General features: G+C 68.6%; 21 protein-coding genes. 9 read left to right on the top strand and 12 right to left on the bottom strand.

Features of this window, described 5'->3' with window-relative positions; translation table 11 throughout:
* Nucleotides 1-10: 10 nt before the first annotated feature.
* From selB to fdnG, 6 genes are all read right to left on the bottom strand, one after another.
* Nucleotides 11-1939 carry a selenocysteine-specific translation elongation factor gene (gene selB, locus L540_RS05755; protein ID WP_043210312.1) on the bottom strand — a complete coding sequence of 643 codons (1929 nt, stop codon included), beginning with the start codon at nt 1937-1939 and terminating at the stop codon, nt 11-13.
* Nucleotides 1936-3351, bottom strand: a complete 1416-nt coding sequence (selA, locus tag L540_RS05750) for an L-seryl-tRNA(Sec) selenium transferase (protein WP_043210314.1) — start codon at nt 3349-3351, stop codon at nt 1936-1938. The genes selB and selA overlap by 4 nt, the downstream gene beginning before the upstream one ends.
* On the bottom strand, nt 3348-4283 hold the full coding sequence (fdhE, locus tag L540_RS05745) for a formate dehydrogenase accessory protein FdhE (RefSeq protein WP_043210316.1): 936 nt from the start codon (nt 4281-4283) through the stop codon (nt 3348-3350). The genes selA and fdhE overlap by 4 nt, the downstream gene beginning before the upstream one ends.
* 96 nt (nt 4284-4379) lie before the next feature.
* Entirely contained in the window at nt 4380-5027 is a 648-nt protein-coding gene (locus L540_RS05740; RefSeq protein WP_043210318.1) for a formate dehydrogenase subunit gamma, read from the bottom strand.
* A complete protein-coding gene (fdxH, locus tag L540_RS05735; RefSeq protein WP_043210320.1) occupies nt 5020-5919 on the bottom strand; it encodes a formate dehydrogenase subunit beta in 900 nt (299 codons plus the stop codon). Before fdxH ends, L540_RS05740 begins: the two co-directional genes overlap by 8 nt.
* 10 nt (nt 5920-5929) lie before the next feature.
* The gene (fdnG, locus tag L540_RS05730) at nt 5930-8998 is read right to left on the bottom strand and encodes a formate dehydrogenase-N subunit alpha (protein WP_146028131.1); all 3069 of its coding nucleotides are present in this window, start codon (nt 8996-8998) and stop codon (nt 5930-5932) included.
* 259 nt (nt 8999-9257) lie between these two features.
* Between fdnG and L540_RS05720 the strand changes: the two genes are divergently transcribed.
* Both L540_RS05720 and L540_RS05715 read left to right on the top strand, forming a co-directional pair.
* A complete protein-coding gene (locus tag L540_RS05720) occupies nt 9258-10682 on the top strand; it encodes a DUF1254 domain-containing protein (RefSeq protein ID WP_043210326.1) in 1425 nt (474 codons plus the stop codon).
* A gap of 38 nt (nt 10683-10720) precedes the next feature.
* On the top strand, nt 10721-11233 hold the full coding sequence (locus tag L540_RS05715; protein ID WP_043210328.1) for an acyl-CoA thioesterase: 513 nt from the start codon (nt 10721-10723) through the stop codon (nt 11231-11233).
* On the opposite strand, the gene L540_RS05710 is transcribed toward L540_RS05715, so the two are convergent.
* The 3 genes from L540_RS05710 to L540_RS05700 are packed head-to-tail and all read right to left on the bottom strand — an operon-like array spanning nt 11190 to nt 13962.
* Nucleotides 11190-12179 (bottom strand): sterol desaturase family protein, encoded by a 990-nt coding sequence (locus L540_RS05710; RefSeq protein WP_043210329.1) that lies wholly within the window; start codon nt 12177-12179, stop codon nt 11190-11192. The two genes, L540_RS05715 and L540_RS05710, sit on opposite strands and share 44 nt — an antisense overlap.
* 6 nt (nt 12180-12185) lie before the next feature.
* Nucleotides 12186-12983 carry a polysaccharide deacetylase family protein gene (locus tag L540_RS05705; protein ID WP_043210330.1) on the bottom strand — a complete coding sequence of 266 codons (798 nt, stop codon included), beginning with the start codon at nt 12981-12983 and terminating at the stop codon, nt 12186-12188.
* Entirely contained in the window at nt 12967-13962 is a 996-nt protein-coding gene (locus L540_RS05700) for a YVTN family beta-propeller repeat protein (RefSeq protein ID WP_109842462.1), read from the bottom strand. Before L540_RS05700 ends, L540_RS05705 begins: the two co-directional genes overlap by 17 nt.
* Before the next feature lie 310 nt (nt 13963-14272).
* Between L540_RS05700 and L540_RS05695 the strand changes: the two genes are divergently transcribed.
* The 7 genes from L540_RS05695 to L540_RS05665 all read left to right on the top strand — a co-directional run bounded on the left by L540_RS05695 (nt 14273) and on the right by L540_RS05665 (nt 22088).
* A complete protein-coding gene (locus L540_RS05695; protein WP_043210333.1) occupies nt 14273-14791 on the top strand; it encodes a sigma-70 family RNA polymerase sigma factor in 519 nt (172 codons plus the stop codon).
* Entirely contained in the window at nt 14788-15720 is a 933-nt protein-coding gene (locus L540_RS05690; protein ID WP_043210334.1) for a FecR domain-containing protein, read from the top strand. The genes L540_RS05695 and L540_RS05690 overlap by 4 nt, the downstream gene beginning before the upstream one ends.
* Nucleotides 15721-15822: 102 nt before the next feature.
* Nucleotides 15823-18372, top strand: coding sequence for a TonB-dependent receptor (locus tag L540_RS05685; RefSeq protein WP_231584741.1), 2550 nt, complete (start codon nt 15823-15825; stop codon nt 18370-18372).
* 55 nt (nt 18373-18427) lie between these two features.
* Nucleotides 18428-19474: a hemin-degrading factor gene (locus tag L540_RS05680; protein ID WP_043210336.1), complete on the top strand. Its 1047-nt coding sequence runs from the start codon at nt 18428-18430 to the stop codon at nt 19472-19474.
* 7 nt (nt 19475-19481) lie between these two features.
* The gene (locus L540_RS05675) at nt 19482-20315 is read left to right on the top strand and encodes a heme/hemin ABC transporter substrate-binding protein (protein ID WP_043210337.1); all 834 of its coding nucleotides are present in this window, start codon (nt 19482-19484) and stop codon (nt 20313-20315) included.
* Nucleotides 20299-21303: a FecCD family ABC transporter permease gene (locus L540_RS05670; RefSeq protein ID WP_043210338.1), complete on the top strand. Its 1005-nt coding sequence runs from the start codon at nt 20299-20301 to the stop codon at nt 21301-21303. Before L540_RS05675 ends, L540_RS05670 begins: the two co-directional genes overlap by 17 nt.
* Complete coding sequence (locus L540_RS05665; RefSeq protein WP_043210339.1) at nt 21303-22088, top strand: heme ABC transporter ATP-binding protein; 786 nt, start codon at nt 21303-21305, stop codon at nt 22086-22088. Before L540_RS05670 ends, L540_RS05665 begins: the two co-directional genes overlap by 1 nt.
* Nucleotides 22089-22090: 2 nt before the next feature.
* Here the strand turns inward: L540_RS05665 and L540_RS05660 are convergent, their stop codons facing one another.
* From L540_RS05660 to L540_RS21880, 3 genes are read right to left on the bottom strand one after another with little or no spacing between them, the layout of a single operon-like run.
* Entirely contained in the window at nt 22091-22558 is a 468-nt protein-coding gene (locus L540_RS05660) for a MarR family winged helix-turn-helix transcriptional regulator (protein WP_043210340.1), read from the bottom strand.
* Between the two features lie 50 nt (nt 22559-22608).
* Nucleotides 22609-23583, bottom strand: coding sequence for a Bug family tripartite tricarboxylate transporter substrate binding protein (locus L540_RS05655; RefSeq protein ID WP_043210342.1), 975 nt, complete (start codon nt 23581-23583; stop codon nt 22609-22611).
* A 56-nt stretch (nt 23584-23639) separates the two neighbouring features.
* Nucleotides 23640-23813, bottom strand: a complete 174-nt coding sequence (locus L540_RS21880; RefSeq protein WP_165590411.1) for a hypothetical protein — start codon at nt 23811-23813, stop codon at nt 23640-23642.
* Between the last annotated feature and the right edge of the window lie 3 nt (nt 23814-23816).

Here is a 23816-nt window from a genome sequence, read left to right as displayed (position 1 = left end):
TAACGGGCCTCTATGATAACGACTCGTCCCCGGCTTGTGGGTGCGCGTAGAGCGCGCTGTCGGCGCGCAACACATGGCCGTCGCGCAAGCGCCGCGTATAGCCCACACGGTCGAAGAACTCCAGGATCTGGATGGCGCGCTTGCGCCCCAGGCCGGTCAGGTCGCGAAAGGGCGCGGCCTCGGCGCTGCCCTGCTCACGGCATAGCCCGGCCACCATGGCGGCCAGGGCCTGCATCGGTTCGCGGTGATAGAAAAGATCGCGCACCACCTGGACCACGTCGCCACGGCGCAGCAGCTTGCGCATCAGGCGGCGCATATCGTCTTCGGGCACATGCAGCGCGCGCGCCATGTCGCGCACCCAGGGCGGATCGTAGCGGCCCTGCTGCAGCAGCGGCAGCGCGCGCTCGGCCAGCGCGGCCTCGGCCTCGCTCAGCGACACGCCATGGTCGGGCAGCTGCCACCAGACGCCATTGCGCCGCGCCAGGCCTTGTTCGGCCGCGCTTTCCAGGAGGGCCTGCCAGAGTTCGGGCGTGGCCTGGGGCCAGGCCATGCGCCGCAGCCGCGCGGCATCGGCGCCCGGCTCGTCGGGAAACTGCGCATGAAAGGCCGCGAGCGCGGCGCCCAGGTCGTCGTGCAGGGCCTGCCAGCGCCCCTCGTCGATCAGGATGCGCCCGCCGCCCTGGCGCGGCGCCACCCAGCGCGCGGCGGCCGGCAGGCGGCCGGCCGCGCCCAGGCGCAGGACCGCGAGTTCGGAGATGCCCAGCGGCGCCTGCGCGAGCACGGGCCGCAAATCGCCATCGGCCAGATAGGCGGCGACGGCGTCCAGCCAGGCCAGGCGCGCGGGCGAGCGCCGCTTGCGGTCCGGCGCATTGGGGTCCAGCACCTGTCCGCCGCCCACGGTGCGGTTGGCCTGGGCATTGCGGACGATGTAGCGGTCGCCGGGCATGGCGCACAGCGGCTCGTCGAAGACCAGCTGCACCCGCCCGGTCTGTCCGGCGGGCAGCTCGGCGGGCGCCAGCGGCACGGCATGGGCCAGCGCCCGCGCCGCGCCCAGATGCACATGCAGCGGCGTCCAGGCCGACAGCGGCGTGTCGCCCTGCCAGCGCAGTTCGACATCGAGATGCCGCGAGGGCGTGAAGCAGCGCGCATCGGCCACCCAGTCGCCGCGCGCGATATCGTCCTTGTCCACGCCCGGCAGGTTCAGGGCGCAGCGCTGGCCGGCCGCGCCGGTATCGCTGCTGCGGTTCTGCGCATGGATGCTGCGCACCCGGACCGCCCGTCCGGCCGGCATGAGACGCAGATCGGCGCCGTCCTCGCCCACGCGCACCATGCCATCGTGCACCGTGCCGGTGACCACCGTGCCATGGCCGGCCAGCGTGAAGGCGCGGTCTATCGCCAGGCGGAACAAGCCGCTGGCCGGACGCGGCGCCAGGGTCTGGGCCTGGGCGTGCAGCCAGGTCTTGAGCCCGGCCACGCCGGGATCGCCGGGCTGGCCGGCGGCCACGACGAACAGGGGCGCATCCTGCAGAAAGGAAGCCGCGGCCAGGGCGCGGATTTCGTCCTTGACGGCCTCGATGCGGCCGGCGTCCGCGCGGTCGGCCTTGGTGATGACGACCGCCCCCCGGTCCACGCCCAGCAGGGCGAGGATGGCCAGGTGCTCGCGGGTCTGGGGCATCACGCCATCGTCGGCGGCCACCACCAGCAGGCCGAAGTCGATGCCGCTGGCGCCGGCGGCCATGGTGTGCACGAGTTTCTCGTGGCCCGGGACGTCGATAAAGCCCAGCACATCGCCATTGGCCAGGGGCGTGTAGGCATAGCCCAGCTCGATGGAAATGCCGCGCGCTTTTTCTTCCTTGAGCCTGTCGGTATCGACCCCGGTCAAGGCGCGCACCAGGGTGGTCTTGCCGTGGTCGATATGGCCGGCGGTGCCGACGATCATGCCAGGGGCTCCGTCAGTTGCGCGGCAAACTCGGCCTCGTCGCGCGCTTCGAGGCAGCGCAAATCCAGCCAGAAGACATCATCGTCGATGCGGCCGATCACCGGCCGCGGCAGCGCGCGCAGGCTGGCCTGCAGACGCTCCAGGTGACGGCCGGCGCGGCCGCGGCCGCGGCCCAGATAGCGTATGGCCAGACCGAAGCTGGGCAATTGATCAATGGGCAGCGCGCCGCTGCCGATCTGGCTGAACATCGCCACGCCCTCGACGCCGAAGCCGGGCCCCACGGCGTGCTGCATGGCCGCGCGCAGGCGTTCGGCCTGGGCCTGCATCTGGCGCTGCGGCCGCGTAAGCAGGCGCAAGGTCGTCAGCCGCTCGGCGAGCTTGTCCGGCGCCCGGTAGAGGGCCAGCACGGGCTCAAGCGCGGCCAGCGTCAGCTTGCCCACGCGCAGGGCGCGCTTGAGCGGGTTTTTCTTGATCTTGCGGATGAGGTCGGCGCGGCCGACCAGCAGGCCGGCCTGCGGTCCGCCCAGCAGTTTGTCGCCGCTGAACGTGACCAGGTCGGCGCCGGCTGCGATGGTCTCGCGCACCGTGTCCTCGCGCGGCAGCCCCCACTGCGTCAGGTCCAGCAGGGTGCCGCTGCCCAGATCGACCGTGGCGGGCAGGCCCTGGGCGTGGGCCATCGCCGCCACCTCGGCCACGCTCACGCTCTTGGTGAAACCGGTCACGGCGTAGTTGCTGCAATGCACTTTCATCAGCATCGCGGTGCGCGGGCCGATGGCGTTGGCGTAGTCCGCGGCATGCGTGCGGTTGGTGGTGCCGACCTCGACCAGCCGGGCGCCGGCGCGCTTCATGATGTCGGGGATGCGAAAAGCCCCTCCGATCTCGACCAGTTCACCGCGCGAGACGATGACTTCGCGGCGATCGGCCAGCGCATTGAGCATGAGCAGCACCGCCGCGGCATTGTTGTTGACCACCGTGGCCGCCTCCGCGCCGGTCAGCTCGCACAGCAGGTCTTCGATGAGATCATCGCGGTCGCCGCGCGCGCCGGTCTCCAGGTCGAACTCCAGGTTGGCCGGGCGCGTGAGCGCGCGCAGCACCGAATCGACCGCTTCGTCGGGCAGGAGGGCGCGCCCCAGATTGGTGTGCAGCACGGTGCCGGTCAGGTTGAACACCGCAGTCAGGCGCGGCGCATTGCGCGCCGCCAGGGCCTGCGCGGTGGCCGCCGCCAGGACGCCGGCCTGGAGTTCGTCGAGCGCCAGGCCGCCGGCCAGCGCCCGTTCGCGCAAGCCCTGCAATTGCTCGCGCAGCACGGCCACGACCTGGCTGCGGCCGTGGCGCTCCAGCAGCGCCGCATAGCCGTCGTGGTTGAGCAGACGGTCCAGCGAGGGGATGTCGCCCGGCGCGGCCGCGCTCATTCGGCGCTCTCCTCATGCCAGAGCAGCGGATTGCCGCTGGCCCGGTGGTAGCCCGCCTCGCCCATCAGCACGTCCAGCGCCAGGCTGGCGAGATCGTCGGCCACGGGTTCGACATGCAGGTCTTTCTCTTGATAGAAGATCTTGCGGTAGCTGTGGCAACTGTCGCAGGACTCGGCCTTGATGGCTTCGGAGCGGCCGGCGATGTTGTGATAGGCCACGTCCTTGGTGTTCTGGCAGTGGCTGCAGGTCACGCGCACCAGGTGCCATTCGCAGGCGCACAGGCCGCAGGCCAGGTAGCGCAGGCCGTCCGACTGCCCGCCCACGCGCACCACGCTGGAAACCGGCAGGCTGCCGCACATGGGGCAGACTCCGAAGGGGCTGGCCACCGGCATGGCCTTGGGATCGAAGCGGCAGGCCATGTCGGTCCAATAGACTTGCAGCGCGGCCATCACCAGGGGCGCGGCGGCGCTGTCCACGCCTACCGTCCGCTCGGCCAGCAAGGCATCGGCCAGATCCTCGACCGCCTGCGGGTCGCGGGCCAGCGCCTCGCGCCAGCGTTCGCAGACGTCGCGCGCCGCCTCGGGCGTGGCGGGCAGGGCGGACACGCGCGCCAGCAACTGGTCCAGCACCTCGCGCCAGGCCGGATCACGCTCCCAGGCCACGGCCTGCAGCGGCGGCATGCCATGCGCCTGGGCCAGCTCGACCCGCTCGGCGGCCGGACCCGGGAAATGGCAGGACGCCAGCGCGGCCTGCTGGGCATCGGCCACATCGGCCATCAGCCGCAGATAGTCGGCAATGGGATTGCCTTCGGCCAGGGCCCGCAGGCGCGCGGCGCGCGCACTGAAGACCGTGGCGCGCTCGGGCTGGCGCAGGCGGGCAATGGCGGTGTGATCCAGGGATTCGATCTCGCCGCGCGGCAGAATTCGCTGCAAAGCACTCTCCAGAGAAACAAACACGGCTGCGGGCGCGCCAAGCGCGCATCGCAGCCGTGCGGCGGGCCGTCGGGCCCGGCGGGGACGGTGGCGGACTTATTCGCCGCCAGGCGACTCCTTGCGAACCGAACGGAACCAGGCGCGATGATGTTTCCAGGCCCAGCCCCAGCTCACGGTGCCGCGCACCATGGCTCGGACCGAACCCTTGACCCAGATCGCCGCGTAGATATGCACAATGATCGCGCAAATCAACACAAAAGCAAAAAAGGCATGCAACAGCGAGGCGACGCGGATACCGTCTATCGGGAAATACCCGGCGAAGTAGGGGCGCCACATCACGATGCCGGTCAGGATCAGGCCCAGCATGCAGATGACCAGCGCGTAGAACAGCAGCTTCTGGCCGGCGTTGTACTTGCCGACCTCGGGCAGCTTGTCCTCGCGGTTGTTCAGCACGTCGCCCAGCTGGCGCAGCCACTGGCGGTCGTTCTTCGTCATCAGGTTGTGCCGCCACATATGGCCGGCGAAGACGAAGAAGCAGACAAACATCACGACCCCGATGAAGGGGTGCAGGATGCGCGTCCAGGGGCCGCCGCCCAGCAGGGCATAGAGCCAGGAGAAGGCCGGATGAAAGAGCGCCAGGCCCGAGAGGGCCAGCAGGATGAAGGTCAGCGCGATCAGCCAGTGATTGGTGCGTTCACCGGCCGTATAGCGCTGGATCTGCTTGGAGCGACGGGGGTCAGCCATGGCGCGCCTCCTCTTCAGCCTTGCGTTCGTCTTCCTCGTCGGTCTCGTTGGGACCGACCCGGATGTAGTGCAGGAAGCCGGCCAGCGCCGTCAGCGCCATGGCGGCCACGCCCAGCGGTTTGGCGATGCCCTTCCAGAGCGAGACCATGGGACTGATCTTGGGATCCTCGGGCAGGCCGTGATAGAGCTGCGGCTTATCGGCATGGTGCAGCACGTACATGACGTGCGTGCCGCCCACCCCCTGGGGATCGTACAGGCCGGCGTTCTGGAAACCGCGCGACTTCAGGTCTTCTATCCGTTCGGCCGCGTGCTGCTTCATGTCGTCCTTGGTGCCGAACACGATGGCGCCGGTGGGACAGGTCTTGACGCAGGCAGGCTCCTGGCCGACGGCCACGCGGTCCGAGCACAGGGTGCACTTATAGGCCTTGTGGTCCTTCTGCGAGATGCGCGGGATGTTGAACGGACAGCCCGTGATGCAATAGCCGCAGCCAATACAGTTTTCTTCGTGGAAATCCACGATGCCGTTGTTGTATTGGATGATGGCGCCCGGCGAGGGACAGGCCTTCAGGCAGCCCGGGTCCTCGCAGTGCATGCAGCCGTCCTTGCGGATCAGCCACTCCAGGTCGCCCTTGTCGTTCTCGTACTCCGAGAAACGCATGACGGTCCAGGAATGCTCGGTGAGATCGGCCGGGTTGTCATAGACCCCCACGTTCACGCCGACCTCGTCGCGCAGATCGTTCCACTCCATGCAGGCCACCTGGCAGGCCTTGCAGCCTATGCACTTGGAGACGTCGATCAGCTTGGCGACGCTGCCGGTCGAGGGCTCGCGCACGCCGGGCGGCGGCGTGGTGGTGGCGGAGCGGCGTTTGATGTCCAGTGATTGCATCGACATGGCTTGGCTCCTATGCCTTCTCGACCTTGACCAGGAAGGATTTGAACTCGGGCGTCTGGCTGTTGCCGTCGCCCACGAAAGGCGTCAGCGTATTGGTCAGGAAGCCCGGTTTCGCCACCCCCACGAAGCCCCAGTGGATGGGGATGCCCACCTGGTGCACGGTGCGGCCCTCGATGGTCAGCGCCTTGATCCGCTTGGTGACCAGGGCCACGGCCTTGATGTAGCCGCGGTTGGACGACACTTTCACGCGCGAACCATTGGCGATGCCCAGCTCCTTGGCCAGCGCCTCGCCGATCTCGACGAATTGCTCGGGCTGCAGGATGGCATTGAGCCGGACATTCTTGGTCCAGTAGTGGAAATGCTCGGTCAAGCGATAGGTGGTGGCCACATGCGGGAATTTATCCGCCTTGCCCATGGCCTCCAGGTCTGACTTGAACACGCGCGCGGCCGGGTTGCTGACGGCCAGCGGCTGCTTGGGATGCAGCGGGTTGTAGCCCAGCGGGTTCTCGAAAGGCTCGTAGTGCTCGGGGAAAGGCCCTTCGGCCATGCCGGCGCGGGCAAAGAAGCGCGCCACGCCCTCCGGGTTCATGATGAAGGGACCCATGCCGCCGGCCGGATTCTCGTCACCCTTGAAGTCCGGGATATCGGCGCCGCCCCAGGCCTTGCCATTCCAGGCGATGAGACTGCGCCGCGGATTGAAGGGCTTGCCTTGCACGTCGCAGGATGCGCGGTTGTACAGCACCCGGCGATTGGCCGGCCAGGCCCAGGCCCAGTTCAGGGTCTGGCCGATGCCGGTCGGATCGCTGTTGTCGCGCCGCGCCATGAGATTGCCCGCCTCGCTCCAGGCGCCCGCGAAGATCCAGCAGCCGCTGATGGTGGAGCCATCGTCGCGCAGTTCCGCGAATCCAGCCAGCTGTTCGCCGGCCTTGCGGGTGACGCGCGTCGGATCCTTGGGATCGGTCAGGTCGACCAGCGCGCGGCCCGTGTACTCCTTGGCCAGCTCGACCGCCGTCGGGTTCTCCGGATTGGAGTACGGCCACCACAGGTTGACGATGGGATCGGGATAGGCGCCGCCGTCCTTGCGGTACATCTCGCGCATGCGGGTAAAGAGATCGGCCATGATCTCGATATCGCTGCGCGCCTCGCCCGGGGGCTCGGCGCCCTTCCAGTGCCATTGCAGCCAGCGGCCCGAATTGACCAGCGTGCCTTCTTCCTCGGCGAAACAAGTGGTGGGCAAGCGGAAGACTTCGGTCTGGATCTTGGCCGGATCGACGTCGTTGTGCTCGCCCGCATTGCGCCAGAACTCCGAAGTCTCGGTGTTCAGCGGATCCATGATGACCAGGAACTTGAGCTTGGAGAAGCCCGCGGTCAGCTTGGCCTTGTTGGGCGCGGCGGCCAGCGGGTTGAAGCCCTGGCAGATGTAGCCATTGACCTTGCCCTGGTTCATCAGCTCATACGTCTGCAGCATGTCGTAGAGCTTGTCCAGCTTGGGCAGATAATCGTAGGCCCAGTTGTTCTCCGCCGTGGCCGCGCCGCCCCACCAGGCCTTCATGAGGCTGACATGGAACTTCTTGTAGTTCTGCCAGTAGCTCAGCTGGTTGGGACGCAGCGGCTTGAGCGTGCGCACGTCGATGTATTTGCCGAAATCCTGCTCGCCCTCGCCGGGCAGGGTCATATAGCCCGGCAGCAGGTTGGACATCAGCCCCAGATCGGTCAGGCCCTGGATATTGGAGTGCCCGCGCAGCGCATTCATGCCGCCGCCGGCCACGCCGATATTGCCCAGCAGCAGCTGCAGCATCGCGCCGGTGCGGATGATCTGCGAGCCGATGGAGTGCTGCGTCCAGCCCAGCGCGTACAGGATGGTGGCCGCGCGGTCCGTGGTGGCCGTCGACGCCAGCGTCTCGCAGACATACTGGAACTTGTCCTTGGGCGTGCCGCAGACGCGCTCGACCATCTCCGGCGTGTAGCGCGAGTAGTGCTGCTTGAGCAACTGGTAGACCGAGCGCGGATGCTGCAGCGTGGGATCGGTCTTGACGTAGCCGTCCTCGCCTCGCTCGTAGTCCCAGGATGCCTTGTCGTAGCTGCGCTTCTCGGCGTTGTAGCCCGAGTAGATGCCGTCCTCGAACTTGAAGTCCTCGCGGACGATGAACGAGAAGTCGGTGTAATTGCGCACATACTCGTGCTGGACTTTGTCGTTTTCCAGCAGATAGCGGATGACGCCGCCCAGGAAGACGATGTCGGTCCCGGTGCGTATGGGCGCGTAGAAATCGGCCACGGACGCCGAGCGCGTAAAGCGCGGGTCCACGACCAGCAGTTTCGCCTTGTTATGGGCTTTCGCTTCCGTGACCCATTTGAACCCGCAAGGGTGGGCCTCGGCGGCGTTGCCGCCCATGATCAGCACTACATCCGCGTTCTTGATGTCGACCCAATGGTTCGTCATCGCTCCACGGCCAAACGTCGGGGCAAGACCTGCCACCGTCGGGCCATGTCAGACACGAGCCTGGTTGTCGAACGCCAGCATCCCCATGCTGCGCACAACTTTGTGCGTGATGTAGCCGACCTCGTTGCTGCTGGCCGAAGCCGCGAGCATGCCGGTGGTCAGCCAGCGGTTGACGGTCTTGCCGTCAGCCGTCTTCTGCACGAAGTTGGCGTCGCGGTCTTCCTTCATGAGCTTGGCGATGCGCGTCATCGCCTCATCCCAGGACATGCGCTGCCATTTATCCGAGCCCGGCGCGCGGTACTCCGGATACGTGAGGCGGTTGGGGCTGTGGATGAAATCAATCAGGCCAGCCCCCTTGGGACAGAGGGTGCCCCGGTTGACCGGGTGATCGGCATCGCCCTCGATGTGGACGATGCTCGCCTTGGCGTTCTTGGCGCCGTCGCCAAGCCCGTACATCAAGACGCCACAGGCGACCGAACAGTAAGGACAGGTGTTGCGCGTTTCCGTCATGCGCGCAAGCTTGTACTGGCGGACTTCGGCCATGGCCGTGCCGGGCGCGGCGCCCAGCATCACCAGGCTGGAGCCTGCCAGCGTCGACCCTGTCACCTTGAAGAACTGGCGGCGATTCATGTTGAGCATGAAGCACTCCCTTCTGGGTGGAGGAAAGTGACGCCAAGCCTCGCCTCTCGCAAAGACCCCGCGGGCGTCACAGTTAAGGGCAGTATAGGGTGCTTACATCGCGGATATCAATTGCGCGGCGCACAAATTGCGATTTGGCTCAAGAAAGCGGCGTATTCGCCGATTTTGCCGCGCCCGCGCGCTGCTACCATGCGGCCTTCCTTCCCGCCGCGCCGCCGCGCACGGGAGCTGTCCTCATTTCTGTCTTCTGGAGCGCCGCATGCGCCGCCTGAATGTGGCCGTCCTGTGCCTGGCCGCCCTGTTCGCCCCCTTGCCCGGCCCGGCCCAAAGCCTGGCCGACCCGCCGGCCGCCGCGGCCGAGGTCCAGCGCATCGCCTTCGACGCCTATATTTATCTCTACCCCCTGGTGTCCATGGACCTGGCGCGGCGCCAGGCCGTGTCTCCCAAGGCCGCGGGCCAGGCCGGCCACGCGCCGGCCAACCGTTTCTGGATGCAACGCGACGGCGCGGCCGGCGGCGCCTGGGCGCACGCCGACATGCTGCGCATGTCGGCCTGGCTGGACCTGAGCGACGGCCCCGTGGTGATTTCGGTGCCGCCCACCCAGGGCCGGCTCTACACCCTGACGCTGCACGATCTCTGGAGCGAGGCCTTCGCGGTCCTGGGCAAGCGCAGCACCGGCACCGGGCGGGGCAATTACGCCGTGGTGCCGCCCGGATGGACGGCGGCGCTGCCGCCGGCCATGCAGCGCATCGACGCGCCGACCAGCCATGTCTGGCTGCAGGGACTGCTGCAGCCCGGCGCGGCGGCCGAGACCCAGGTCTTGCAGGACGGCTTTATCCTGACCCCGCTGCAGGACTGGAACCGGGGCGCGCAGTCCATGCAGGTCAAGTCGGACCCCGCCCTGGATCCTGCCACCCCGGTCGCCCGGCAGCTGGCGACCATGCCGGCCGATGTCTTTTTCGCCTACGGCGCCGAGCTGCTGCGCAAAAACCCCGCGCACGCTACCGACCAGCCCATGCTGGCGCGCCTGCGCCGCCTGGGCATCGCGCCGGGCCAGCAGTTCGCCCTGTCCCGGCAGGACAACACCGTGCAGCAGGCCCTGCGCCGCGCCGCGCGCGAGGCGCCGGCCTATATCGAAGCCCTGGCCCGCGCGCGCCAGCCCGATGCGCGCGGCTGGGTGGCCGAGCGCGAGGCCATGGGCGCCTATGGCGGCGCCTATCTCAAGCGCGCCTGGATGGCCTGGCTGCAACCCGGGGCCGAACTGCCCGAGGACGTGCTGACGCTGCGCCTGGTGACCGACGCCGACGGCCTGCCCATCGACAGCGGCGCGCGCTATGTGCTGCGTTTCGAGGCCGATGCGCTGCCGCCGGGCGACGCCTTCTGGACGCTGGCGGCTTTCGATGCGCAGGGCCAGGCCGTGCCCAATCCCTACCGGCGCCACAGCGTGGGCGACCGCGACCCGCTGCGCTACAACCCGGACGGCTCGCTGGAGCTGTATCTGCAGGCCGATCCGCCGGCGGAGGCCGAGCGGGCCAACTGGCTGCCGCTGTCGGGCGAGGCCGTCAACCTGCTGCTGCGCATCTATCTGCCGGCCGCCGCCGCCCTGGACGGCCGCTGGAATCCGCCCCTGCTGCGGGCCGAGCGGCCCGAAACGGCGGCGGCCGGCAGCGCCGCGCCGCAATAGGCGAGTACGATAGCCACTTCGCAACCCGCAGCACCGCCATGGAAGACGCTTTCAGCCACCAGCTTTCGATGACCATCCTGATGACGCCCGACATGGCGAATTTCTCAGGCAATGTGCACGGGGGCACCATCCTCAAATACCTGGACCAGGTGGCTTACGCCTGTGCGAGCCGCTATGCCGGCCAGTACGTGGTGACCCTGTCGGTGGACCAGGTGGTCTTTCGCGAACCCATCCACGTGGGCGAGCTGGTGACGTTTCTGGCCTCGGTCAATTACACCGGCCGCACGTCGATGGAAATCGGCATCAAGGTCGTGACCGAGGACATCCGGCGCAAGCTGGTGCGCCACACCAACAGCTGTTATTTCACGATGGTGGCGGTCGACGACCAGGGCCAGCCCACCGCCGTGCCGCCCCTGCAGTTACGCACGGTCGAGGAGTTCCAGCGCTTCGAGGCGGCCAAGCAGCGCCGCGCCCTGCGCCAGGAAATGGAAAACCGGCACGACGCGATCAAGAAGCAGGCGCACGATCCGAGCGCCGCGGCTCGGCCCTAGCGAACATGCGCCTCAGGCCCAGCCACTGCTGGGCCCAGAAACCGCGCCCATAGTCGCGGCCGCCGCCTTGCGGCAGCTGGTCGTGGATGCCGGTCGGGCCGTAATCGCCGTCAAAGCGCGCCGTGCCGAACAGCATGTCCCAGACCGGAAAGAGCGCGGCGAAGTTGTAGCCCCCGGCCGGCCCCGGCGATGAGGCGTCATAGGCGATGGAATGATGCTGGCGGTGAAAGCGCGGCCCCACGACCAGGCGCGCGCCCAACCGGCCGAAGCCGGCGCGCAGATTGGCGTGCGACAGGCTTTCGGTCAGCTGGGTGATGGCCACCACGGCCACGAACTGCGCCGGCGGCACCCCGATCAGCTGGGACACCAGCACGATGACCACGTCGCGCAGCATGTCGTCGAGCAGGTGATTGCGGTTGTCGCTCCAGAGGGTCATCTGGCGCTGGCTGTGATGCAGCGAATGCAGCGCCCACAGCCAGCTGTAGCGGTGCTGGGCCCGGTGGTAGCAATAATCCACCAGGTCGAAGACCAGCAGGTAGAGCAGCAGGCTGGCCCAGGGGCCGTCGGTCACGCCCGGCCAGACCTGGTCGAGCTGAAAGGTCGCCAGGCCCCAGGTGTGCAGGGCGCCGAAGACGCTGTCCCACAGCGGCTCGACCGTGAAGAACAACAGGATGCGGAACAGGCCCAGGCGATGCACCAGGGTGTAGACCACGTCCACGAAGACCTGCTGGCGGTCGCGCACCGCCTCGACCGGACGCCAGCGCTCCAGCGCGCCGAAGATCGCCACCATGATGACGATCTGGACCAGGCCCACCAGGAGCCACATCGTGCCGTCGTAGGCGTCTTCGATGATGCTGGCCAGGCCCAGGTGAAAGAGCAGGGGCTGCACGGCTGTCTCGAACAGCCATTGCTGGCATTGTGAAAACAGCTGGCTGAGTGTTTCCATGGTGAATCAGTGAGGCGTGGCGAGCCACTGGCGATACGCCGGATGCGCATCGAGCGTGGCGAAACAAAAACCCTTGGCCTTCAGGCCGGTGATCAGCGGCTCCAGCACGGCCGGCGCCCAGGGATCCTTGCGCGACCAGATGCCCAGGTGTGCAAGCAGAATATCGCCGGGCCGGATGCGGCGCAATGCCTGGTCCAGCAGGGCGGCATTAGGATATTTGTCGCTGGGCAGCTCATCGCCCAGGAAGCCGGCGTCGGCCCAGCCGACATGGGCATAGCCGCAGTCGCGGGCCGCCGCCAAGAGCGCCGGCGAGGTCTTGCCGCCGGGCGCGCGATACAGCGGCAGCATGGCCTTGCCGGTCATTTCGGTGAAGCGCTGCGCCGAGCGCCGGATCTCGCGGCAATATTGCGCCGCCGTCCAGGTCTCGGTCTTGCCATTGTCCGGGCCGGCGCTGGGCCGCACGCGGAATCCGCCGTCGGGCAGATCGCCGCGCCAGTAGACGTGATCGTAGGTATGCGAGCCGAACACATGGCCTTCGGCGGCGCGCGCCTTCCACCAGGGCGCCCATTGCGCGTCCAGGCTGCTGCCATTGCTGAGAGTGCGCTCATTGGCCAGGAAAAACGTGGCGCGCACGCCCTGGCGCTTGAGGACGTCGGCGACCAGGTCGGCCACCCCCATATGCCCGGTATCGAAGGTGAGATAGACGGGCTTGTCGCAGGCCGCCGGCGCGGCCGCGGCCTGGGAGACGGCGGCGGCCAGCAGGCCGGCCGCCCATATCCGGCGCCGGTCAGCGGGCCGGCGCATGGTTCAGCGTCCACACGCCGTGCGGGGACTTGCCCACGCGGACCTGCTTGCTGACGGTTTTTTTGTCGAGATCGATGACCGTCAGCTTGCCCGCCCAGCGCGAGGTGACGAAAAGCAGCTTGCCGTCCTTGGAGACATCCATGCAGTCCGGGCCGCCCGGCGCCGCGAAGGTGTCGGTGACCTCCAGCGCGCGCATGTCGATGCGGCTGATGGTGTTGGCGCTGCGGTTGCTCACGAAGAGATGGCGGCCGTCGCCCTGGGCGCGGAAGGCATGCGCGCCGGCGGCGGTCTTGATGCGCTTGATGAGTTTGGCCGGCTTGGCGGTCAGGTCATAGGCCTCGACATAGCTGTCGCCCGTCAGCGCCACCAGCAGGATCTTGTCGTCGCCGGTGATGAAGACATCGGCCGGCGTCTTGCCCACCGGCATGGTCCACAAGGGCTTTTGCGTGGCCAGGTCGATGGCGATCACCTGGTCGCTGTCCTGCAGCGACACATAGGTGACCTTGCTCTTGCTGTCGATGGCGATATGGCTGGGCGTCTTGCCCGCCGGCACGCGCTTGGCCAGCTTGAGGTCGAAACCCTGGCCTTGTCCCAGCGGCTTGTACTCGTAGATGTCGATGTGGTCCAGGCGGTTGGCCGCCGTGACGAACCACTTCATATCGGGCGAAAAGCGCAGCTGGTAGGGATCGACGATCCCGGTGATCGTGCGCTGGATATCGCCGGTGCGCGGGTCCATGAGGGTGATGGTGTCGCTCAGCGCATTGGCGACCATGAGCGATTTTTCGTCGGGCGTCAGATAAAGGTGATGCGGCTCCTTGCCGGTCGGCACGCGCCGCAGCTCGGTATAGGTAGCAGGATCGATGATGCTGACGTTGGCGTTGAGCGAGTTGAGCACGAAGATCGGGGCCGCGGCCGCCGACAGGCTGAACGCCATCCCCGCGCTCGCCAGAGCGCAACGGATCAGATGCAGGGGATTCAAGATGTGGTGATACCAAAAAAGGTCAGCGGCAACAGGGCCGGTGTGCCGCCATTTTGGCATAGCCGCCTGACGAAAAGTGCAACGCGCGATGCGCCGCCGGCTTTCCGCGCGGCCTGTTGCGGCTTGGCAACAACCCGCGCGAAATACCCGTGTTTTCAGGCACCTGCGCGTCCGGCCAGCGGCCCGGAACCCGCCATGGCCGCCAGCGAGTCGCCGAACTGCTTGCCCGCCATCCGGCCTGAGCGCGAAGGACAAATTCCAATTGCAGTTTCACGCCCATTTAATAGAATGAGAGTTATTTTCATTTACATTGGGCGCCAACGTGTTTTCTGCCTCCCAAGACGATGTCCACCGACTCTATACCGATCATCATGGCTGGCTGAACGGTTGGCTGCGCAAGAAGCTGGGCAATAGCTTCGATGCGGCGGACCTGGCCCAGGACACATTCGTGCGCGTGCTGCGGCACCGCCGCGAGCTGCCCGCCGTGCGCGAGCCGCGCGCCTATCTGGTCACCATCGCCGGCCGCCTGCTGCTCAATCACTACCGCCGACGCTCGCTGGAGCGGGCCTATGAAGAAGCCCTGGCCGCGCTGCCGCCCGAGCGCGCGCCCGCGCCCGAGCAGCGCCTGCTGATCCTCGAGACGCTGGACCACGTCGACGCCTTGCTGGCCGCCCTGCCGGCCAAGACGCGCACCGCCTTCCTGCTGGCCCAGGTCGATCGCCTGCCCCAGGCCGCCATCGCCGAGCGCCTGCAGCTGTCGGTGCGCACGGTGCAGCGCCACATCCTGCGCGCCTACGAGCAATGCATCCTGGCGATGGGCGAGGCATGAGCCCGGACGGCGCCATCGACCGCCATGTGGCCCGCGAGGCGGCGCGCTGGCTCCTGCACCTGGCTTCCGGCCAGGCCAGCGCCGAAGACACGGCCGCCATCGACCGCTGGCGCGCCCGCAGCGCCATGCACGAACAAGCCTGGCAGCGCGCCCAGCGGCTCAAGGCGCTGCTGGGGGGCCTGCCGCCCGAGCTGGCCCGCGCCACGCTGGAGCGGCCGGCCTTCAAGACCCGCCGCCTGGCGCTCAAGACCCTGGCCGCGCTCATCCTCGGCACGCCAGCCGCCTGGGCGGCCTGGCATGGCGGCCGGCGGGCCGGCCTGCTGGCCGACCACCGCAGCGCGCCGGGCGAACGGCGCGACATCACGCTGGCCGACGGCACCCTGGTCACCCTGAACAGCGGCACGGCGGTGGACATCACCGCCGATGGCCTGCGGCTGCGCGCTGGCGAAATCTATGTGCGCGCCGGCGCCCACCCCTGCGTGGCGCACACCCCGCAGGGGCAGGTCGGCGCCAGCCAGTCGCGCTTCGTCCTGCGCCTGCTGGACGCGGGCTGCCGGGTCGACGTCTACGAAGGCCAGGTGCGGCTGCGGCCAGCCCTGGGCGCGGCCGCCACCGTGGACGCGCCCCAGGCCGCCTGGTTCGACGCCCGCGCGCTGCGCATCCTGTCCACGGCCGTGGACGGCCAGCCGCCCTGGCTGCGCGGCGTGCTCCAGGCGCGCGGCATGTCGCTGGCCGAGTTCGCCGCCGAGATCGCCCGCCACCGGCGCGGCGTCGTGCGCTGCGACCCGGCCGTCGCCAGGCTGCGCGTCTCGGGCACCTTCCAGCTCGATAACACCGATGGCGTGCTGCGCGCGCTGCCGGCGCTCCTGCCCGTGGCGGTGCGCCGCCGCACCGCCTATTGGGTCGTGATCGGCCCGCTGGACACCTGAATGATCCCTGTTACAAAAAAACGGCGCATGAGCTGTCCGATTTGAACCGCTCGGCGGTCATGGGAAGCAATGGCAACGGCTACCCCTGACCGGAAAGACCTCATGGCATCTGTACGACTTCGCTTTCTTTCGGCCCCGGCGCGCGCCGGGGCGCTGACCTCCCTGGCCCTGGCGCTTAGCGTCTGCGCGCCCGCCCTGGCCCAGCGCGCCGCGCCCCAGACCTACCAGATCGCCGCCGCGCCGCTGGCCGACGCGCTGGCGCGCTATGCCGACCAGGCCGGCCTGACGCTGCTCTACGAGCCCTCGGCCGTGGCCGGGCTCACCAGCCCGGGCCTGAGCGGCAGCTACACCCCCGAACAAGCCTTGGCCCGGCTGCTGTCGAACACCTCGCTGGTGGCCAGCCGCCAGGGCGACGGCACCTATGTGCTGCGCCCCGATGCCGTGCACCAGCTCCCGCCGGTATTGGTTGAGGGCGCCAGCACGCGCGCCGACCCCGCCTGGGTCAGCAGCACGTCGCGCCCGGCGCTGGACGCGGCCATGGCCTACAGCTGGAGCGATGTCGGCAAGCGCCTGGACCCGGGCGTGGCCTTCAACCGCCAGAACAACAGCATCAATATCCGCGGCCTGGATCAGGACCGCGTGCTCACCCGCATCGACGGCATCCGCCTGCCCTTCCTGGATGACGGCGCGCGCGGCGTCAAGGGCGGCCTGGAAGCCGTGGACTTCAACACGCTGTCGCGCCTGGACATCGTGCGCGGCGCCGATTCGGCCAAGGCCGGTTCGGGCGCGCTGGGCGGCATGGCCGATCTGCACACACTGGACCCCTCCGACCTGCTGCGCGATGGCAGCGACCTGGGCGCGCTGGCCAAGACCGACTACGACTCGGCCGACACCAGCCGCGGCGTCAATGCCGCGCTGGCCGGCCGCCTCCATGACAACACCGCCTGGCTGATCCAAGCGGGCGCCCGCGCCGGCCATGCGCTGGACAACCGCGGCGACGTCGGCGGCTATGGCCCCCGGCGCAGCGAACCCACGCCCGAGCGCTACACCCAGCGCAACTTCCTGGCCAAGCTGCAGCAGAAAATCGATGGCGGCCACCGCTTCGGCCTGACGGGCGAATACTTCAAGCGCCAGGGCGATCTGGACAATATGTTCGATCAGGGCCGGGGCACCAACTATCTGTATGGCGAAAACTCGACGGTCAAGACCACCCGGCGCGAGCGCGTGTCGCTGGACTACCAGTACATCGCCCCGGCCGCCGGCGGCCTGATCGACAGCGCCACGGCCAAGGTCTACTGGCAGCGCGTCACGCTGGACAATGCCATGGACGGCCAACGCAGCAAGAACAGCCGCGCCTTCATCATCCCCAACGATCCCCACCGCTATGGCTATCCCTACGGGCCCTATGGACGCGGCAATTCCATCCGCGAGTCGCTCTTCGGCGTGAGCGCCGAAGCCAGCCGCCGTTTCGAAGGCCCCGTCACGCAGCGCCTGACCCTGGGCGGCGAATGGATGGGCAACCGCACCCAGCAATACTCCGACGGCTACGACAACTGCCCGGCCATCCCGGCCGGCATGCGAGCGCCCTTCGGCCCGCGCTCATGCGAGCTGCTGCACACCAACCAGGCCGACATGCCGCGGGTCAAGGGCAGCCAGTTTGCTTTCTGGGCCCAGGATGAATTCGGCTTCGGCGACGGCCGCTACACCCTGACCCCCTCGCTGCGCTACGACCACTACGCGCAAAAGCCGCAGTCCAGCGACGGCTATGGCAACAATGCCAACTCCCGGGGCACGCTGCCGCCCGCCTCATCGGGCGGCCGCTTCTCGCCCAAGCTGCTGGGCAGCTGGAAAGCGCGCGAAGATCTCACGCTCTACGCGCAATACGGCTTCGGCTACCGCGCCCCCAATGCCAGCGAGCTCTACACCAACTACGGCGGCGCGGGCACCTATCTGCGCGTGGGCAACCCCGGCCTCAAGCCCGAGGTCAGCAAGGGCTGGGAGCTGGGCGCCAAACTGGGCGACGATGCGCTGGGCGGCGCGCTCTCCCTGTTCGACAACCGCTACCAGAACTTCATCGACAAAAACGTCCCTCTCGACCCGTCCTCGCCGCAATGGCAGCCGGGCTGGGCCGGGCAGTATCCGCTGGGCGTGATCGGCATCGCCAACCGCGATCGCGTGCGCATCTATGGCGCCGAGGCTTCCGCGCACTGGACATTCGCGCCCAACTGGCGCACCTGGGGCTCGCTGGCCTGGGCCGTGGGCAAGGACCAGGGCAAGGGCCAATACCTGAACGCCATCCCCGCCCTGAAGGCGGTGCTGGGCCTGGGCTATGCGCGCGATCAATGGGGCGTGGACGCGCTGCTGACGGCCGCGCGCAAGCGCGACAAGGTGTCGTATCCGGATGCCGGCCCGGGCGTGCGCTATCCCGACTTCCAGGCCCCGGGCTATGGCGTGGTCGACCTGATGGCCTATTGGCGGCCTGCCGCCGTCAAGGGCATGCAGTTACAGTTGGGCGTCTTCAACCTCTTCGACAAAAAGTACTGGGAAGCCATCAATGTGCCGACCGCCGGCGCCACGGCCATCCCGCGCCCGGTAGACTGGTACACCGAACCCGGCCGCAGCGTGCGCCTGTCCCTGACCTATCAATACTGATCCCCCCTTGCGCGGGCGGGATCGGGACCCGCCCGCCGGACCTAGGAGAAACCGCATGACCGATCTTTCTTTTGAGCAGCGCGCCAGCGATCTGCGCGCCCGCCACGATGCCTATGCCGCCAGCCAGCCCGGGCAGCGCGCCCGCAACGCGGCCCAGGCGCTGGGCGTGAGCGAGGCCGAGTGGATCGCCGCCGGCTGTGGCGCCGCCCGGGTGACCGCCCTGGCGGCGGACCCGCGGACCGTCTTCCGCGAGCTGGGCACCCTGGGCGAAGTCATGGCGCTGACCCGCAACGAATGGTGCGTGCACGAGCGCCATGGCCGCTACGAGGACATCCAGGCCGAGGGCGCGGTAGGCCTGGTGCTTGGCCCGGACATCGATCTGCGCGTCTTCTTCAACTGCTGGCGTTCGGTCTGGGCGGTCGAGCAGGACAACCACCACAGCCTGCAATTCTTCGACGCCGAGGGCGTGGCGGTGCACAAGGTCTACCGCACCGAAGCCAGCGACGCGGCGGCCTGGCAGGCCCTGATCGACAAATTCGCCGGCGCGCCGGCCTGGCCCGTCCCCGAGCCTATCGCCGCGACCGTCGAAGACCGCCGCGTGGCCGATCCGCAGGCCCTGCGCGAGGCCTGGCTGGCCATGAAGGACACGCACGAGTTCTTTCCGCTGCTGCGCAAATTCAAGGTGGCGCGCCAGGCGGCGCTGGCCGCCGCCGGCAGCGACCTGGCCCAGATCGTGCCGGCCGACACCGTCGAGCGCATGCTCGGGCAGGCGGCCGAAAGCGGGCTGTCCATCATGTGCTTCGTGGGCAACCGCGGCATGATCCAGATCCACACCGGCCCGGTGCATGCGCTGCGCCGCACCGGGCCCTGGTTCAATGTGCTCGATCCGCGCTTTAATCTGCATCTGAACACGGACGCCGTCGCCCAGACCTGGGTGGTCAACAGGCCGACCTCCGACGGCTGGGTGACCTCGCTGGAGCTCTACGCGGCCAACGGCGAGCTGATCGTGCAATTCTTTGGCGAACGCAAGCCCGGCAAGCCCGAGCTGCCCGCCTGGAGACAGCTGATGCTCGGCCTGTGCGAACAACCCCTGGCCGCTTGAGGTGCATATGAAAAGACTGCTGGGCGCCGCGCTCGCAGCCTGCCTGGCCTTGCCGGCCGCGGCGGCCGAACGTGTCGTGACACTGGGCGGCAGCGTGACGGAAATCGTCTACGCGCTGGGCAAGGGCGACATGCTGGTGGGCGATGACCTGTCCAGCATCTATCCCGACGCCGCCACCCGGCTGCCCCGCGTGGGCTATTACCGCAGCGTCCCGGTCGAAGGCGTGCTGGCGCTCAAGCCCGACCTGGTGCTGGCCTCCGAGCAGGCCGGGCCGCCCGATGCGCTCAAGCGCCTGGCCGACGTCGGCGTGACCGTGCTGCGCGTCTCCGACGAACCATCCTTGCAGTCTCTCGAAACCCGCATCGGCCAGATCGCCGATGCGCTGCAGGCCGGGCCCGAAGGCGAACGCCTGCTGGCCCAGGTGCGGCGGGACCTGCGGGCGGCCCAGGCCCTGCCGGCCTCGGGCAAGCGGGCCGTGATGCTCATGAACCGCACCGGCACGCCCCAGGCCGCCGGCGGCGGCACGGCGGCCGACCTGCTGCTGCGCCTGTCCGGCCTGGACAATGTCATGACCGGACAGCAGGGCTACAAACCCGTGTCGGCCGAAGGCATAGGCGCGCTGGCGCCGCAGGCCATCATCGTGACCTCGGCCTCGGTCGCGGCCTCCGGCGGGCTGGACAAGCTCTACCAGCAGCCCGGGCTGGCCAACACGCCGGCCGCCCGCCAGCAATGCATCATCGCCATGGACGACCTGCTGGCGCTGGGCACCGGCCCGCGCCTGGGCCAGGCCATCCGCTTTCTCAAACAACAGCCTTGCATCCAGCATGACGCCGCCCACTGAGCCGGTCCGCGCGCGCTGGATCCTGGGCGGCCTGGCGCTCGCGCTTATCGTGGTGCTGGGCCTGGCCACGGCCAGCGGCGCGGTGTCCATCCCGCTGGCGGCGCTGCCGCGCCTGCTTGGCGGGCAGGCCGGCCCCGACGATACGCTGTGGCACAACATCATCTGGGACATCCGCCTGCCGCGCGTGCTGTTCGCGCTGGTGACCGGCGCGGCCCTGGCCATCTGCGGCGCGACCATGCAGGCGCTATTCCGCAATCCGCTGGCCGAACCCGGCCTGGTCGGCATTTCGCTGGGCGGGGCCCTGGGCGCGGTGGCCGCCATCGTGCTGGGCGCGGGCGGCTTCTTCCTGACCGCCTCGGCCGCCTTCGCGGGCAGCCTGGCCGCCACCGCCTGCGCCTATACGCTGGGCCGGCGCGTGCAAGGCGTGGCCGGCCTGCTGCTGGCGGGCATCGCCATCAATGCGGTCTGCGGCGCGCTCATCGGCCTGCTGACCTTCATCGCCAGCGATGCGCAGCTGCGCGACCTCACCTTCTGGAACATGGGCAGCCTGGCCGGCGCGCGCTGGCCCATACTGGCCTTTCTGGCGCCCTGGACGCTGTTCTGGTGCCTGTGGCTGATGCGCCAGTGGCGCGCCCTCAACGCCCTGCTGCTGGGCGAGCGCGAAGCCCAGCACCTGGGCTTTGCGCTGTCGCGCCTGCGCCGCAAGCTCATCGTCGTCACCGCCCTGGTGGTGGGGCCGCTGGTCGCGGCGACCGGCGGCATCGGTTTTGTCGGCCTGGTCGTGCCCCACCTGGTGCGCATGGCGCTGGGCGCCAACCACCGCTGGCTGCTGCCGGCCTGCATCCTCGCCGGCGCGGTGGCGCTGGCCCTGGCCGACTGGCTGGCGCGCATCGTGGTCGTGCCCGCCGAGCTGCCCATCGGCCTGGTGACCGCGCTGGTGGGCGGGCCCTTCTTTTTGTGGCTATTGGCCCGCGGACGCCGCTACTGATGACACTCCAAGCCCATCACCTCACCCTGGAGCGCGGCGGCAAGCGCATCCTGACCCAGGTCTCACTCACCCTCGCGCCGGGCGCCGTGCTGGGCCTGCTGGGCGCCAACGGCGCCGGCAAGTCCACCCTGCTGGCCTGCCTGGCCGGCGAGCTGGCGCCCGTCAGCGGCCAGGTCGAGATCAATGGCCGGCCCCTGCGCCAGCTGGCGCCCGGCCAACAGGCGCGGCTGCGCGCCGTGCTGCCGCAAAAGCCCTCGCTGTCCTTTGATCTCGGCGTCGAAGAAGTCGTCGCCATGGGCGCCTATCCCTTTCCCGAACTCAGCCCCGGGCAGGTCGGCCAGCTCTGCGAGCAGGCGTTGCGCCAGGCCGGCGTGAGCCATCTGGCGCAACGGCGCTATCTGGAACTCTCGGGCGGCGAGCAGCAGCGCGTGCAATTCGCGCGGGTGCTGGCGCAATGCCAGGCCGCGCCCGCCGGCGAGCCGCGCTACCTGATGCTGGACGAGCCCATCTCCAACCTCGATCCCCGGCACCAGATCGACCTGCTGCGCACGGCCCGCGAGCTGGCGCGCGAGCAGGGCGCGGGCGTGCTGGTCATCGCGCATGACGTCAACCTGGCCGCGCGCTGGTGCGACCGCATCATGCTGCTGGCCGATGGCGCGGCGGTGGCCGAGGGCGCGCCGGCCGAGGTCCTGACGCCGGCGAATCTGCGCCATGTCTATGGCGTGCAGGCCGAGGTGTTGCCGCATCCGCGCGAGGCCGGCGCCCTGCTGGTGCTGATGCGCTGAACTCAGCCCTCCGCGGGACGCAGGTGGCTGATGATCTTGTCCAGCATGCGGCTCAGTTCGGCCTGTTCGCGCGCGGTGAGGCAGCCGAAGATCTCTTCGTTGCGCCGCGCGATCAGCTCGATGAGCTGGCGATAGCGCTTCTGGCCCTTGGCCGTGGGGCTGAGCACCACGCCGCGCCCATCGACATGGCTGACCGCCTTGCGGATGAGGCCGGCATCGCTCAAGGCCTGGGCGCAGCGGCTGGCCTGCCCTTTGTTGAGGTTGGCCGCCAGCGCCAGGTCGTTGACCGACAGCGGCGCGAAGCGGCCGATGGCCGCCAGGCAGCGCGCCTCGCCGATGGGCAGCTGGTATTGCTCGGCGTAGGCCTGGGCACTGTCGCGATCGCTGATCTTGTTGACGACATGCATGCGATAGGTCAGGAAGCGATCCAGCGCGGGCAGATCATCATGGACGGCGCTATCGTTGGACATGGTCTGCGTACCTCATAAGAAGCTGCGAGTGTGCCACAAGCCAGCCGCCATCAATCCACCTTGATGCCGGCCTCCTTGATGACCTTGGCCCATTTGGCCTGCTCTTCGGCGGCATAGCTCGCCATGGCCTGGGGCGTGCCCGGCAGGGTCTCCAACCCCATGGCGGCGAAGCGCTCGCGCACCGCGGGCTGCGCCAGCGCGCTTTGCAGCGCCCGGTTCAGCGTGGCGACGATATCGGACGGCGTACCCTTGGGCACCACCAGCCCTTGCCAGGCATAGGCCTCGAAACCGTCCAGGCCCGATTCGATCAGGGTGGGCACCTGCGGGAAGCCGGCCGGACGCTTGTCGCTGGCCACGGCGATGGGACGCAGCTTGCCCGAGGCGATGTATTGCATGCCGGTGGCCGAGTCGACAAACATCATGGGCACCTGGCCGCCCACCACATCCTGCACGGCGGGCGCCGCGCCGCGATAGGGCACATGCACCAGGTTCAGGCCGGTGCGGGCGCGCAACAGCTCGGTCGCCAGGTGATGCGGGCTGCCCGAGCCCGGCGTGGCATAGGGCACGCCGTCTTTCTGCGTCTTGGCCCAGGCCACGAACTGCTCATAGGTCTGGACCGGCACCGAAGGATGCACGACCAGGATCATGGAAAAGCGCGTCATCAATCCCACGGCGTCGAAATCGCGCTGCGGCTGATAGGCCAGCTTGGGATAGAGCGAAGGATTGGCCGCCAGCGTGGCGGTATCGCCCGTCAGCATCACATAACCGTCCGCCTTGGCCCGCGCCGCGTAGTCGGCGCCGATGGCCGTGGCCGCGCCCGGCTTGTTGGAGATGATCAGGGTCTGCTTGAGTTCGCGCGCCATGGGTTCGGACAGCGTGCGCGCCACGATGTCCGAGCCGCCGCCGGCCGGATAGGGCACGACCCATTCGATGGGGCGCTCGGGATAGCCGGCCGCATTCGCGGCGCCGGCCAGGATGGACAGGGTCAGGCCGGCCGCAAACGCCGCCGCTTTTCGCAACATCATGATGTCTCCTCGGGGTTTTATGTTTTCTTGCTTTGTGGATACTGCGGGGCGCCGGGTCAGAGCGATTGCTCTGCCTGGCGGATGATCTCCAGCGCCGCGGGCGCGTCGTCCTGCCGGCTCAACAAGGCCAGACAGACCATGGACAGCAGCAGCGGCGCGCGCGCTTCGCCCGCGCGGCTCAGGGTATGGGCCAGCTCGGTATAGACCTGGTCGAGTTCTTGATGGGTCATGGC

Source organism: Bordetella pseudohinzii, assembly GCF_000657795.2.
GTDB classification, from domain to species: domain Bacteria; phylum Pseudomonadota; class Gammaproteobacteria; order Burkholderiales; family Burkholderiaceae_B; genus Bordetella; species Bordetella pseudohinzii.
The sequence above is the reverse complement of the archived record's forward strand: the minus strand, read 5'-3'. Positions and strand labels throughout refer to the sequence as shown.